Annotated in this window: 13 protein-coding genes; 4 read left to right on the top strand and 9 right to left on the bottom strand. The window is 73.1% G+C overall.

Annotated features, from left to right (window positions below; all coding sequences use genetic code 11):
• Window positions 1–26 precede the first annotated feature (26 nt).
• Window positions 27–515 (top strand): hypothetical protein, encoded by a 489-nt coding sequence (locus tag ACFYP4_RS11245; protein WP_358850679.1) that lies wholly within the window; start codon window positions 27–29, stop codon window positions 513–515.
• Window positions 516–564: 49 nt separating this feature from the next.
• Here ACFYP4_RS11245 and ACFYP4_RS11240 read toward each other — a convergent pair whose 3' ends face one another.
• The gene (locus tag ACFYP4_RS11240) at window positions 565–780 is read right to left on the bottom strand and encodes a dodecin (protein WP_358850678.1); all 216 of its coding nucleotides are present in this window, start codon (window positions 778–780) and stop codon (window positions 565–567) included.
• Window positions 781–1,003: 223 nt separating this feature from the next.
• Between ACFYP4_RS11240 and ACFYP4_RS11235 the strand changes: the two genes are divergently transcribed.
• Window positions 1,004–2,275, top strand: coding sequence for an extracellular solute-binding protein (locus ACFYP4_RS11235; RefSeq protein ID WP_358850677.1), 1,272 nt, complete (start codon window positions 1,004–1,006; stop codon window positions 2,273–2,275).
• 83 nt (window positions 2,276–2,358) lie between these two features.
• Here ACFYP4_RS11235 and egtD read toward each other — a convergent pair whose 3' ends face one another.
• Genes egtD through egtA form a run of 4 tightly spaced genes read right to left on the bottom strand, consistent with a single transcriptional unit; the run spans window position 2,359 to window position 6,720 of the window.
• Window positions 2,359–3,321, bottom strand: a complete 963-nt coding sequence (gene egtD, locus ACFYP4_RS11230; protein ID WP_388784824.1) for an L-histidine N(alpha)-methyltransferase — start codon at window positions 3,319–3,321, stop codon at window positions 2,359–2,361.
• A complete protein-coding gene (egtC, locus tag ACFYP4_RS11225; protein WP_358850675.1) occupies window positions 3,318–4,127 on the bottom strand; it encodes an ergothioneine biosynthesis protein EgtC in 810 nt (269 codons plus the stop codon). Before egtC ends, egtD begins: the two co-directional genes overlap by 4 nt.
• A complete protein-coding gene (gene egtB / locus ACFYP4_RS11220) occupies window positions 4,127–5,449 on the bottom strand; it encodes an ergothioneine biosynthesis protein EgtB (RefSeq protein ID WP_388784822.1) in 1,323 nt (440 codons plus the stop codon). The genes egtC and egtB overlap by 1 nt, the downstream gene beginning before the upstream one ends.
• Complete coding sequence (gene egtA, locus ACFYP4_RS11215) at window positions 5,446–6,720, bottom strand: ergothioneine biosynthesis glutamate--cysteine ligase EgtA (RefSeq protein WP_388784819.1); 1,275 nt, start codon at window positions 6,718–6,720, stop codon at window positions 5,446–5,448. Before egtA ends, egtB begins: the two co-directional genes overlap by 4 nt.
• A gap of 257 nt (window positions 6,721–6,977) precedes the next feature.
• Between egtA and ACFYP4_RS11210 the strand changes: the two genes are divergently transcribed.
• Window positions 6,978–7,805 carry a TIGR02452 family protein gene (locus tag ACFYP4_RS11210; protein WP_388784816.1) on the top strand — a complete coding sequence of 276 codons (828 nt, stop codon included), beginning with the start codon at window positions 6,978–6,980 and terminating at the stop codon, window positions 7,803–7,805.
• Between the two features lie 81 nt (window positions 7,806–7,886).
• On the opposite strand, the gene ACFYP4_RS11205 is transcribed toward ACFYP4_RS11210, so the two are convergent.
• The 3 genes from ACFYP4_RS11205 to ACFYP4_RS11195 all read right to left on the bottom strand — a co-directional run bounded on the left by ACFYP4_RS11205 (window position 7,887) and on the right by ACFYP4_RS11195 (window position 10,303).
• Window positions 7,887–8,330: a type II toxin-antitoxin system PemK/MazF family toxin gene (locus ACFYP4_RS11205; protein WP_358850671.1), complete on the bottom strand. Its 444-nt coding sequence runs from the start codon at window positions 8,328–8,330 to the stop codon at window positions 7,887–7,889.
• Window positions 8,331–8,463: 133 nt separating this feature from the next.
• Window positions 8,464–9,951, bottom strand: a complete 1,488-nt coding sequence (locus tag ACFYP4_RS11200) for an SPFH domain-containing protein (protein ID WP_358850670.1) — start codon at window positions 9,949–9,951, stop codon at window positions 8,464–8,466.
• A gap of 133 nt (window positions 9,952–10,084) precedes the next feature.
• On the bottom strand, window positions 10,085–10,303 hold the full coding sequence (locus ACFYP4_RS11195) for a hypothetical protein (protein ID WP_388784812.1): 219 nt from the start codon (window positions 10,301–10,303) through the stop codon (window positions 10,085–10,087).
• Window positions 10,304–10,608: 305 nt separating this feature from the next.
• On the opposite strand from ACFYP4_RS11195, the gene ACFYP4_RS11190 reads away from it, so the two are divergent.
• Window positions 10,609–11,643: a LacI family DNA-binding transcriptional regulator gene (locus ACFYP4_RS11190; RefSeq protein ID WP_388784809.1), complete on the top strand. Its 1,035-nt coding sequence runs from the start codon at window positions 10,609–10,611 to the stop codon at window positions 11,641–11,643.
• 273 nt (window positions 11,644–11,916) lie between these two features.
• Here the strand turns inward: ACFYP4_RS11190 and trxA are convergent, their stop codons facing one another.
• Complete coding sequence (trxA, locus tag ACFYP4_RS11185) at window positions 11,917–12,315, bottom strand: thioredoxin (RefSeq protein ID WP_358850667.1); 399 nt, start codon at window positions 12,313–12,315, stop codon at window positions 11,917–11,919.
• Window positions 12,316–12,436 lie beyond the last annotated feature (121 nt).

Here is a 12,436-nt window from a genome sequence, read left to right as displayed (position 1 = left end):
GCGGCCGTGCTCCTAAGGTGGTCGGCGTGACGACGAACAGCAGGCCACTGGCCGTATTCGACCTCGACGGCACCCTCGCCGACACCGCGCACCGGCAGCGGTTCCTGGAGCGCAGGCCGCGGGACTGGGACGCGTTCTTCGCGGCGGCGCCGCACGACCCGCCGCTGGCGGAAGGCGTCGCGCTGGTGCTGGAGAGCGCCGGGGAGTGCGAGGTCGTCTACCTCACCGGCCGTCCCGAACGCTGCCGCCGCGACACCGTCGCCTGGCTCGCCGCCCAGGGCCTGCCCGAGGGGACCCTGCGGATGCGCGGCGACAGCGACCGCAGGCCCGCCCGCCGCACCAAGCTGGAGATCCTCCGCCGGCTGGCCCGGGACCGCGAGATCCGGATACTCGTGGACGACGACGAGCTCGTCTGCGAGGACGCCGAACGGGCCGGGTTCACCGTCGTACGGGCCCGCTGGGCGGCCACGTCGGCGGCGTTGAGGGAGGCACAGGAACGGGAGGGGCGGACCTGACCGGGCCGTCTCCCTCCCGCACGGGACCGTCGCGTCGGCGAGGAGGCCGTCAGTCGCCGTCCTCCAGGCGGAAGCCGACCTTGAGGCCGACCTGGTAGTGCTCGATCTGGCCGTTCTCGATCTGCCCCCTGACCTGCGTCACCTCGAACCAGTCGAGGTTGCGCAGGGTCTGCGAGGCCCGGGCGATCCCGTTGCGGACGGCCTGGTCGATGCCCTCCGTGGAGGTGCCGACGATCTCGGTGACCCGATAGGTGTGGTTGGACATGCGGGTGCTCCTCTCCGCCGTGGCGCCTGTGCCACGCGTCACTCCACGGTGCCCCAGAGCGCGGCCGTGCGCGAGATGTCGGACACCGAGCGGCTGTGGCCGGTTCAGCCCTTGACGGTTCTATTGGTCCATACCAAAATCCAGCACACCCGTGCGAGCGATCCCGCTCGTCCCCCCATGTCGGGCTCCCTTCCCCTGTCCGCAAGACAGAACAGGACCCCTCGTGAGACGTCGCCCCGCTGCCGCACTCCTCGCCGCCGCCCTCGTGTCCGCCTCCCTGCTGAGCGGGTGCGGAACCACCGCGGAGGGAGGCGGCGCGCGGCGGACCGTGACGGTGTGGCTGATGAAGGACAGCGCGTCCAAGGAGTTCCTGGCCCGGTTCACCGACGACTTCGAGCGGACGCACCGCGACATCGAACTCGACATCCGGATCCAGGAGTGGACCGGGATCGGCGACAAGGTGCAGGCCGCGCTGAAAAGGCGCGGACAGGGCGGCCCCGACGTGATCGAGGTCGGCAACACCCAGGTCGCGCAGTACGTCGCCGGGGACGGACTCCTCGACCTGACCCTGGAGTCGATGCGCGACTGGGGCATGGACGAATGGCTGCCCGGTCTCGCCGAACCGGGCCGGCACATCTCCCGCCAGTACGGCATCCCCTGGTACGCGGCCAACCGCGTCGTGATCTACCGCAAGGACCTCTTCGCGCGGGCCGGGATCGACAAGCCCCCGAAGACGCGCGACCAGTGGCTGGAGGACACCCGCCGGCTCAACTCCGCTGGTACGCAGGGCATCTACCTGGCCGGGCAGGACTGGTACACCCTCGCCGGATTCGTCTGGGACGAGGGCGGCGAGCTGGCCGTGGAGACCGACGGGACCTGGAAGGGAGCCCTGCGGACGCCGGCCGCGCTGCGCGGGATGGACTTCTACCGGCGTCTCCAGGCCCTCGGTGAGGGCCCCGTCGACGCCGACGAGGAACACCCCCCGCAGGCCGGGGTGTTCGCCAAGGGGCGGATCGCGCAGATCGTGGCCGTGCCCGGCCTCGCCCAGGCCGTGGTGCGGGCGAACCCCGAACTGAAGGAGCGGCTCGGCTACTTCCCGGTGCCCGGCCGGACGGCGGCCGCGCCCGGAGCCGTGTTCACCGGCGGCTCCGACCTCGTGGTGCCGAAGAACACCGACGACCGCCCCGGAGCCACCGCCGTCATCGCCGCGCTGGCCGGCGCCACATGGCAGAAAAAACTGGCCCGGACGATGGACTACGTGCCCAACAAAGCGACTCTGGCGGGCGCGGTGGCGGGCGATGAAGGGGTCGCGGCCATGGCGGCGGGCGCCGCACAGGGCCGGGCGACCCCTCCCTCGCCCGAATGGGCCGCCGTCGAGGCGGACAACCCGATCAAGGACTACATGACGAAGGTCCTCACCGGATCCGACCCCGCGGCAGAGGCCGCCCGCGCCTCACGCCGGATCACCGAGGCACTGGCGGCCGACGGGGGGTGACCCGCGCCGGCCCGCGGAGGGGGCACCGCCTCGGAAGGTGCCCGCCCTCCCGAGACCTCGGAGCTCCCGTTCCCGAGGCCCCTTCACCGGGCCACGCTGAGCGAGAGCGCGAACCGCCCCTCCTCGTCCGTCCACCAGTGCGTCAGCTCCAGCCCGGCGGCGCCGAGATCCTCGCGCACCCTCTCCTTGCGGAACTTCGCGGAGATCTCGGTGCGCAGTTCCTCCCCGTCCGCGAAGTCGACGGCGAGGCCGAGCGCCGGGATCTTCACGGTCTGCGCCGTACGCGAGCGCAGCCGCATCTCGATCCACTCGTTCCCGGCGTCCCAGAGGGCGACGTGCTCGAATGCGTCGAGGTCGAAGTCGGCGCCGAGTTCGCGGTTGACGACGGACAGCACGTTCTTGTTGAACGCGGCCGTCACCCCGGCCGCGTCGTCGTAGGCGGCCACCAGCACCGAGGGGTCCTTCACCAGGTCCGTGCCCAGCAGCAGGGCGTCGCCGGGCGCCAGCAGCGAGCGTACGGACGACAGGAACGCCGCACGCTCGGCGGGCAGCAGGTTGCCGATCGTGCCGCCGAGGAACACCACGAGGCGCGGCCCCGGCGTGTCCGGCAGCGTGAGACCTCCCGTGAAGTCGGCGATCAGCGCGTGCACGTCGAGGTCCGGCCGTTCGGCCACCAGGGCCTGCCCCGCCCGGGTGAGCGCGCTCTCGCTCACGTCGACCGGCACGTACGTGTGCAGCCCGGACAGCGCGTCGAGCAGGTGCCGGGTCTTCTCGGACGAGCCGGACCCGAGCTCCACGACGGTGCGGGCGCCGGTCGCCCCGGCGATCTCCCCGGCCCGGACACGGAGAATCTCCCGCTCGGCCCGCGTCGGGTAGTACTCGGGCAGCTCGGTGATCTTCTCGAAGAGCTCGCTGCCGTGCGCGTCGTAGAACCACTTGGGCGGCAGCGTCCTGGGGGTGCGGGTGAGGCCGTGCAGGACGTCGGCGCGCAGCGCCGCCTCCGTGGCGTCCTCGGGAAGGGTGCGGGTGACAAGCAACGGGCTCACGTGCGGGGCTCCTTGGGTGGGGCGGGTGCCATGTGCGCCTGCGGCGCGCTCTGTTCCTGCGGGTCCTTGAGCGGGGTCAGCAGGACGTCCGTGCGGCTCGCCGCGAGCAGCGTGCGGTCCGGCACCTCCTGCCAGTGCGGATCGTCGTCGTACGGCTCGGAGGCCACCACGGTGCGGCGGCCCGGTTCGGCCAGGTACCACAGCGTGTCGCCCCAGGCGGTCGCGGTGATCGTCTCGCCGTTGGTGAGCAGCAGGTTGAGCCGTGATCCGGGGGCCGCCGCGGCGACCTCCAGGACCGTGTCCGACAGCGCCTGGCTCTCGTCGTCGCCGCCGGTGAGCCGGCCGAGGATCAGCGCCCACACGAGCGCCGAGTCGCAGCGTGCCTCCATCGACAGCAGGGCGGCGGCCGGCAGGGTCGTCGCGAGGCCGGCCAGGGAGTGCGGCCAGCCGGTCACGGCGCCGTTGTGGCTGAACAGCCAGCGGCCCGCCGCGAACGGCGCCGCCGCGGCCTCCCCGTCGGCGCCCGCCACGGTCGCGTCCCGGACCGCCGCGAGCAGCGCTCCCGAACGCACCACCCGCGCCAGGTCGGTGAAGGACTGGTCGCCCCAGATGGGCCCGGACCGCCGGTAGCGGGCGGGCACGGGGTCCCCCGCCGCGTACCAGCCCACGCCGAACCCGTCGGCGTTGACGGTCCCGTGGCGCTGTCTGCGCGGGGCCCACGACTGGCGGTACAGGGCGTGCGGCGGTGCCACCAGCAGCGAACCGAGCGGTTCCTCGGGCCCCAGGTACGCCACATGACGGCACATCAGGCGGCCCCGTCGCGGGCGGTGCGGAACCCGGAGAAGATCTGCCGCCGGACCGGGTAGTCCCAGTTGCGGAACGTGCCCCGGCAGGCCACCGGGTCCACGGCGAACGAGCCGCCGCGCAGCACCTTGTGCTCGGATCCGAAGAACACCTCCGAGTACTCCTTGTACGGGAACGGGGCGAAGCCCGGATACGGCTCGAAGTCGCTCGCCGTCCACTCCCACACGTCGCCGATCAACTGCCGTACGCCGAGCGGGGACGCGCCGGCCGGATAGCTGCCGGCCGACGCGGGTCGCAGATGGCGCTGGCCCAGATTGGCGTGCTCGGGGGTCGGGTCGGCGTCGCCCCACGGGTAGCGCGTGGAGCGGCCCGAGACCGGGTCGTGGCGGGCGGCCTTCTCCCACTCGGCCTCGGTGGGCAGCCGCCGCCCCGCCCAGCGGGCGTACGCGTCGGCCTCGTACCAGCACACGTGCAGTACCGGCTCGTCGGGCGGCACGACCTCGGTGACGCCGAAGCGCCGCCGCAGCCACTGCCCGCCCTCCCGGCGCCAGTACAGCGGCGCCCCGATCGCGTGCTCGCGGATGTGGTCCCAGCCCCCGGGCGCCCACCAGCGGGCGTCCTGGTAGCCGCCGTCCTCGATGAAGGCCTGGTAGGCGGCGTTGGTCACCGGCGTGGTGTCGATGTGGAAGGCGGGGACCACGCGCTGGTGCGCGGGACGTTCGTTGTCCAGGGACCAGGGCTCCGCCGAGGTGCCCATGGTGAACGGGCCGCCCGGCACGAGGACTTCGGCCGGCCCCGTGAACGGAGGTCCGGCGACGGGGTCCGGCGCGGTCAGAGCCGCGGGCCCCCGGCGCAGCTGATGGGTAATCAGCATCGTTTCGTCGTGCTGCTGTTCGTGCTGCGCGATCATGCCGAAGGCGAAACCCGCCTCGGTCAGCCGCGTGCCCCGCAACGTGCTGCTCTCCAGGACGTCCAGCGCCCGCCCGCGCACGTCCGCGGCATAACGGCGGGCCTCCTCGGGCGGCAGCAGCGGCAGCGTGGGCCGCTCGGCACGCGGGTGCTCGAAGGCGTCGTAGAGACCGTCGATCTCCGGGCGCATCGGCTCCCGCCCCGCGACCGCGCGCAGCAGCCACAGCTCCTCCTGGTTGCCGATGTGGGCGAGGTCCCACACCAGCGGGGACATCAGTGGGGAGTGCTGCGCGGTCAGTTCGGGCTCGTCCACGCAGGAGGTCAGGAGCGCGGTGCGGTCGCGGGCCGTCACCAGCGCGTCCAGGGCGCGCTCCCTGAGCGACTCCGGGTCCGTGAGGGATTCGGGGGCGGTCATGTGCGGATGTCCTTCCCGTGGAACTGGTCGAGCAGATCGTCGGCGGGGCAGCGCCCCCGGGCCACATAACGTTCGGTGAACCGCGCCACCGCCTCCCGGACCTCGGGGGAGGCACCGAGGCGGGGCAGTGCCTTGGCCGCCGCCGCGAAACAGACGACGGCCGCCTCGCGCAGCTCGGGATCGGCGAGACCGCCGCGCGCGGCCTCGGCCCACAGCGGGTTGCACGGGGCGGACTGCTGACCGGCACGTTCCGCCAGGGGTTTCACGGTCCGGTACGCGGTCTCGGCGGCCTCCGCGTCGTCGAACAGCGCGGTCGTGACGGCGAGCGGCACGATCCACCCGTCGTCGCCCGGCTGCGCGTCGATCATGCGGAGTTCGAGATGCCCGCGCGGACGCACCGGCGGGAAGAGGGTGGTGAGGTGATACTCCAGGTCCTCCCGGTCCGGCGGCGTGCCGGACCGGGTCCATTCCCGGAAGGTGAGGTTCTTCGGCGCCGGCCAGGGGCCGCTCGGGCGCCGTACGCACATCACCGGCGCGTCCAGGACGCGCCGGGCCCAGGCGGCCCGCGGGTCCCCGCCGAGGGCGGGTGCGCCGGTCCTGCCGGGGTCCATCGCCGCCCACAGCGACTGGCGGGTGGAGCGCATCCCGGTCGGGCGGCCCTCCGCCATCGGGGAGTTGGCGAACGCGGCCACCAGGACCGCGCCCAGCTGGTGGGCCAGCCACCAGCGCCGCCCGTGTCCGAGCGGGCCCGGTTCCTCGTACCCGGCGTCCAGGCACACCTGGACGGAGGCGGAGGAGCACATCATGGCGCGGCCCTCGGGGCCGGCGCGGTCGAGGCAGCGCTCCATGGCGTCGTAACGGGGTTCACGGAGGAAGCGGCTCGGGGGGCGCCAGGGGTCCTGGCCGTATCCGCTCAGGCCCAGCCCCGCGTCGCGCAGTACCTCGCGTACGGCGGTGAGGTCGGCGGACACGGACCCGACGCACTCCATAAGGGAGGTGGCGGGGAGGGAGCTGAGCTCCAGCTGGCCGCCCGGTTCGACGGTGAGCGCCGAACGCAGGGGCAGGGTCCGCAGGGTGGTGTAAGCCTCTTCGAGTCGTGCGGGTGTCACCGGGAGCTGCGGCCCGCGCAGCTCGTGGACGAGCCATTCCACTTCGACGCCGAGGTAGCGGGGTGGTCCTGTCTTGAAGCAGATGCCCCGGACCAGGGCCTCCACCTCTGCTTCGGTGACCACGGAGCGGTGCTCCGTACAGTCACTCACCGAATCGGACATGTCGGGATCCTCCTGAGATTCCATCATGCCGCCGACCCGGCTTTCGAGGCACCGGACCGGCTCGCTCGTACCACCCAAGACCAACCGAGCCGGTTCGCACAAGAGTGCAGATCGCCGCATTCGGGGTCCGGTGAGCGGTGTGCGAGCACCCGGAAAACTCTGTTGCGTCGCATGACCAGCATCGCTCACGATGCGTTCATGAGCACGACGGGGGAGCTCGCGCAGGGTGCGTTCGAGGCGTGTACGGGGGTCGCGCCATGAGTGCGCGGCTGCGCGGGATCGCGCATCAGACGGAGGAGATCGTCGCGGCCGGCCGGTACCGCGCGTCCGACGGACGCACGGTGTCGATCGCCGCGGCGGTCGAGGCCGCCCGCGCCGGCACCCGCCTGTACGGGCCGGAACCGGTGCGGACACCGCAGGTCAGCCCGGTGGACACGGTGGTCGAGGTCACGGGCGAGAGCAGCCTGGAGGCCGCCCGGCGCCTCGCCGGGCCCGTCGCCGTGCTCAACTACGCCTCGGCCCGCAATCCGGGTGGCGGCTATCTGAACGGCGCGCAGGCCCAGGAAGAGGCCCTCTGCCGGGCCTCCGCGCTCTATACGTGCGTGCTGCGCGCCCGCGCGTTCTACGACCATCACCGCGCGCACCGCGACCCGTTCTACACGGACCGTGTCATCCACTCACCCGGGGTGCCCGTCTTCCGGGACGACCGCGGCCGGCTGCTGGACGAGCCGTACCCGGTCGGCTTCCTCACCGCGGCGGCTCCCAACGCCGGAGTCGTCCTGCGTACGGCGCCGGAGCGCGCCTTCGCACTGCCGGGGGCCCTCGCCGTCCGGGCCGAGCGCGTGCTGGAGACGGCGCTGGCCCACGGTTACCGGCGGCTGGTGCTCGGCGCCTGGGGCTGCGGCGTCTTCCGGAACGATCCCGCGCAGGTGGCGGGCGCCTTCCGGACCCTGCTGGGCGACGGCGGCCGGTTCGCCGGAGCGTTCGAGCACGTCGTCTTCGGCGTGCTCGACCGGACCCAGGGCTCGGTGACCCGCCGCGCCTTCGAGCAGGTGTTCGCCCCGAGGCAAGGGGCCCGGCTGTAGCGGGCCGTGCCGCCGGCCGTGTCCTCGTCCGCGTCCCCGGCCGCCCTGTCAGAGCCGGCCGTGGCGTTCCCGGCCGGCTCGTCAGCGCCAGCCGTAGCGTTCCCGGAGCCGGTGGACGACCAGGTTGAACCGCATCCGGTCCAGTGCGCACGCCTCCCGGCGCATGCCGTCCTCGTGCAGGCGCAGGACGCGGTCCACGGCCACCCACGAGTCCCGCCCCGAGCGGTCCCAGGGCCCGCTGCCGATCGGCACCCACTCGCGCTCGCCGTCGTGCCGCCTGCTCGACAGCCGGACGGCGAGGAGCGTGCCCGCGGCCTCCCGCGCGACGACGAGCACCGGGCGGTCCTTGCCCCGGCCGTCGTTCTCCTCGTAGGGCACCCAGGTCCAGACGATCTCGCCGGGGTCGGGGTCGCCGTCGTGCGCGGGCGAGTACTCGGTGCGCACCCGGCCCACCTCGCGCGGCTCGGCCTCGGTGGTCGCCGAGGGGCCGTGGCGGCCGGGGACTTCGTCGGTGTTCGCAGTCACAGGCAGCACGGTAGGGCCCGCCCGTGCCGCCCCGCCCCGCGGGTCCGTACGACAGCGGCCGCGGCCCCTCCCGCGAGAGGCCGCGGCCGTCGTTCCGTCAGGGATGCCGGGCGCACCCCCGGCCGGGATCAGTTCACTCGTCGCCCTTCTCCACCGGCACCTTCTGGGTGCGCGGCGGCACGAAGCCGTTGAGTCCGGCGGTCTCCTCGGCCGGCGTCCCGTTCTGGCTCATCGAGGAGAGCAGCTGACGGGCCAGGCCGAGCCCCGTACCGCCCATGGTGAGTGCCTTGGCGAACATGTCGGACATGCCGTCGGCGCCGTTGAGGAGCACCATGTGCTCGACGTTGTTGAACGCGCTCGCCCCCGCCTGGACGATCTCCGGCCAGTTCTCGGCGAGTTGCTGGGCGACCACGGCCTCCTGGTTCTCGGCCAGGGCCGCGGCCCTGGCCGCGATGGCCTCCGCCTCCGCGAGCCCCTGCGCGCGGGTCGCCTCGGCGGCCGCGAGGCCCTTCGCCTGGGCGGCGGCCGCCTCGGCCTCACCCGTCGCACGGGTCGCCGTCGCGGCGGCCGCGCCCCGGGCCCTGGTCGCCTCGGCCTCGGCCCCGGCGGCCGTCTTGACGCGCGTCGCCTCGGCCGCCGCGGCGAGCTCCGTCTCCTTCGCCTTGGCCTCGGCGGCGGAGATCCGGACGTCGCGCTCGGCCTCGGCCAGCGTGCGCTTCTCATACGCCTTCGCGTCCGCCGGCTTGCGCACGTCCACCTGGAGCTGCTGCTCACGGCGCTGCGCCTCCAGTTCGGCGACGCGGGTCTCCTGGACGACGACCTCCTGCCGGGACGCGGCGTCGGCGAGCGGTCCCGCCTGCCGGGACTTCGCCGCCGCCTTGTCGCGCTCGGCCTGGTAGCCGGCCTGGAGGATCTCGCTGTCCCGGGTCGCCTCCGACATCCGGGCCGCTGCCTGCTGTTCGGCCTCGGTGGCCAGCCGGTTGGCCTCGGCCTGCGCGATCCGCGCGTCGCGCTGCACGGCGGCGGCGTGCGGCATGGCGAGGTTCTTGATGTACCCGGTCGGGTCCTCGATCTCGTGGATCTGCAGCGAGTCGACGATCAGGCCCAGCTTCTCCATCTCCGTGCCGCAGGCGGCACGGGTCTGCCCGGTGAGCTTCTCCCGGTCGCGGATCATGTCCTCGACCGTCAACCCGCCGACGATGGAACGCAGATGACCGGCGAACACGTTGTGCACCCGCTCCGCCATCAGCTTCTGCTGATCGAGGAAACGGCGGGCCGCGTTGGCGATCGACACGAAGTCGTCGCCCACCTTGAAGATGACCACGCCCCGCACCCTGAGCGGGATGCCCTGGTGCGTCACGCAGTCCACGCACAGCTCGGTCTCGTTGAGGTCGAGCGACAGCTTGCGCACCGCCTGGACGCCCGGCGTCACGAGCGTGCCGCGTCCCGTCACGATGCGGAACCCCATGCCTTCCTCAAGGCCTTCGGTCCGGTGTTTCGAACCGGAGATGATCAGTGCCTCGTTGGGCTCCGCGACGCGCCACATGAGCTTGAAGACCACAACGATGAAGATCAGTGCGAGGAGAACAGCCCCCGCCACGACGCCGACGATCATCGGCATACGCCCCCTTTGGATGGTGCCCTGTCGGCACCGAACGAAGGGAGTGTGCTCCTGACGGGAGGCCGGGTACAGCCGTCGGCGGATCCTTGTTGCAATCTTGATGCCCGCGGCCCCTCACCTGGGCCGCGGAGGCTCAACCGCCGTACGCGGCCGACACGTAGACCGTCCTCGGCGGCAGGTACTCCACCACCATCACCACCGTGCCCCGCTCGATGCGCTCCGTCGCGGCGGCCGGATACGCGAGGAAGTGCTCGGCGCCGCCACGCACCCGGACGATCACCTCGCCGACGAGCCCGGGCCCGACCGTGCCGGTGACCCGCCCCATCAACCCGACCATCGACGCATCACCCATGCCGACAGCGTACGGCCGCCGGGCCGGCGACCACGGACCGCATCGCGCGCGCTCAGCTCCCCCTCGGCGAGCGCACGGGCGCACTCCGCCAGACCGGGGACGGGATCCGCAGCCGTCCGGGCACCTCCGATACAGGGCGTCCGCCGAACGGTGGCGACCGCGCGCCCACAGCGGTACGGGGTGTCGAATCTCCTTCTGGGAGGCGGGAGTTGCCGCTCGTATGCCCGCACGGTCGCGTGCGTGGACACCGGATGTTCCCCCGGCGCGATGCGGCGCGCCGGGCTTCTGCAAGGATGCCGTACGTCATGGTGCAGATACCGAAAGACTCCGTCCCGCCGTCGCCCGCACCGCTCGCCGTGCCGACGAGCGCGGATGTGGCCAGACTGGCGGGTGTCTCCCGCGCGACCGTCTCGTACGTCCTGAACAACACGAGCGCCGTGCGCATCAGCGAGCCCACCCGCCGCCGGGTCCACGAGGCGGCCAGGGAACTCGGCTACGTCCCGCACGCCGCGGCCCGCAGCCTGCGCGCCGGACACAGCCGCCTGGTCCTGATGCCCGCCCCGAACGTGCCGGTGGGCCCGCTCTACAGCCAGTTCCTCAGCGAGCTGCAAGGGGCCCTGGGCCGCCTCGACTACACCGTGGTGCAGTACGGCAGCGTCGGCCTGAACGGCGACGAGGCCGCCCGCGCGTGGGCGGAGCTGCGGCCCGTCGCCGTCCTGGTACCCGGCAGTGACCTCGGCCCGCAGGGCGTGGCCGTCCTCAAGCGCTCCGGCGCCCGGGCCGTCGTCACGCTCGGCACCCGGCGCGTGGAAGGCGCGCACGCGCTGCTGATGGACCACGCCGGGGTCGGCCACAGTGCCGGCGCGCACCTCGTCGCCCGAGGCCGCCGCCGTATCGGCGTGGTCGTCCCCGAGGAGCCCGGCTTCGAGGTCTTCTCCCAACCCCGGCTCGACGGCGTACGGCGCGCCGCGCACGGCACGGACGCCGTGGTGACCGAGCTGTCCCTCGCCCACGACGAGGACTCGGCGGCCCGGCTGGCCGGAAAATGGCGGTCACTCGGCCTGGACGCGGTGTTCGCGTACAACGACGAGTACGCCATGCTGCTGATGCGGGCCCTCCAGGACGAAGGCATCGCCGTCCCCGAGGAGACGGCGGTCATCGGCGCCGACGACCTGATGCTCGGCAGACTGCTCCGGCCGCGGCTGAGCACCGTCCACGTCGAGCTGCCGGCCGGCCGCGACCTCGCCGAACTGGTCGACCGGGCGGTCCGCGAACCGGGCGCCGCGCCCCAGGCGCACGAGGTGCTGGGGGCGAGGGTCGTCCACCGCGAATCGACCTGAACGCCGGGGAGGCGCGTCAAGCGGACGAGGGTCGGCGTCATCGGAGGCGGGCCCGCCGGGCTGCTCCTGGCCCGGCTGCCGCACCGTTTCTCGTACGGCCTGACGCGGATGCTGCACACGCGACCGGACAAGGACGCCCTCGGCGACCGCATGCAGCTCGCCCGGCTGTGCCGGATCACGGCGTCCCGCCCGGCGGCCGCGGAACCGGCCGCGAACTGCACGGGTCTGCCGATCGCGCTGTGGGCCCGGGGGCAGCGCGGACGGCGGGCGGTGTTACTCGCCGCCCTGCCCGGGCTCCTGCGCCTGCTGTGCCTGCTGCTGGGCCACGGCCTTGCGGACCTCGTCCATGTCGAGCTTCCTGGCCTGGCCGATGACGTCCTCGAGGGCCGCCTCCGGCAGTGCGCCGGGCTGCGCGAACACCGCGACCTGGTCGCGGACGATCATCAGCGTCGGAATCGACTGGATGTTGAACGCCTGGGCCAGCTCGGGCTGCGCCTCGGTGTCCACCTTGGCGAACACCAGGTCCGGGTTGGCCTCCGCGGCCTTCTCGTAGACCGGGGCGAACTGCCGGCACGGTCCGCACCAGGACGCCCAGAAGTCGATCAGGACGAACTCGTTGTCGGTGACCGTCCGGTCGAAGTTCTCCTTGGTGAGCTCCACGGTGCTGCTCATGGCGATTTCCCACTTCCTGGTGTCGGGGGACCGGGGTCCGGGGCGAGCCGCTGTCGACAACGCTGCCCCACGGTGGCGTATTCCGCGCACGTACCCCTGCGGCCAGGGCGCACACCCCGTG

This window comes from Streptomyces sp. NPDC005551, assembly GCF_042871785.1.
Classification (GTDB): Bacteria; Actinomycetota; Actinomycetes; order Streptomycetales; family Streptomycetaceae; genus Streptomyces.
The sequence above is the reverse complement of the archived record's forward strand: the minus strand, read 5'-3'. Positions and strand labels throughout refer to the sequence as shown.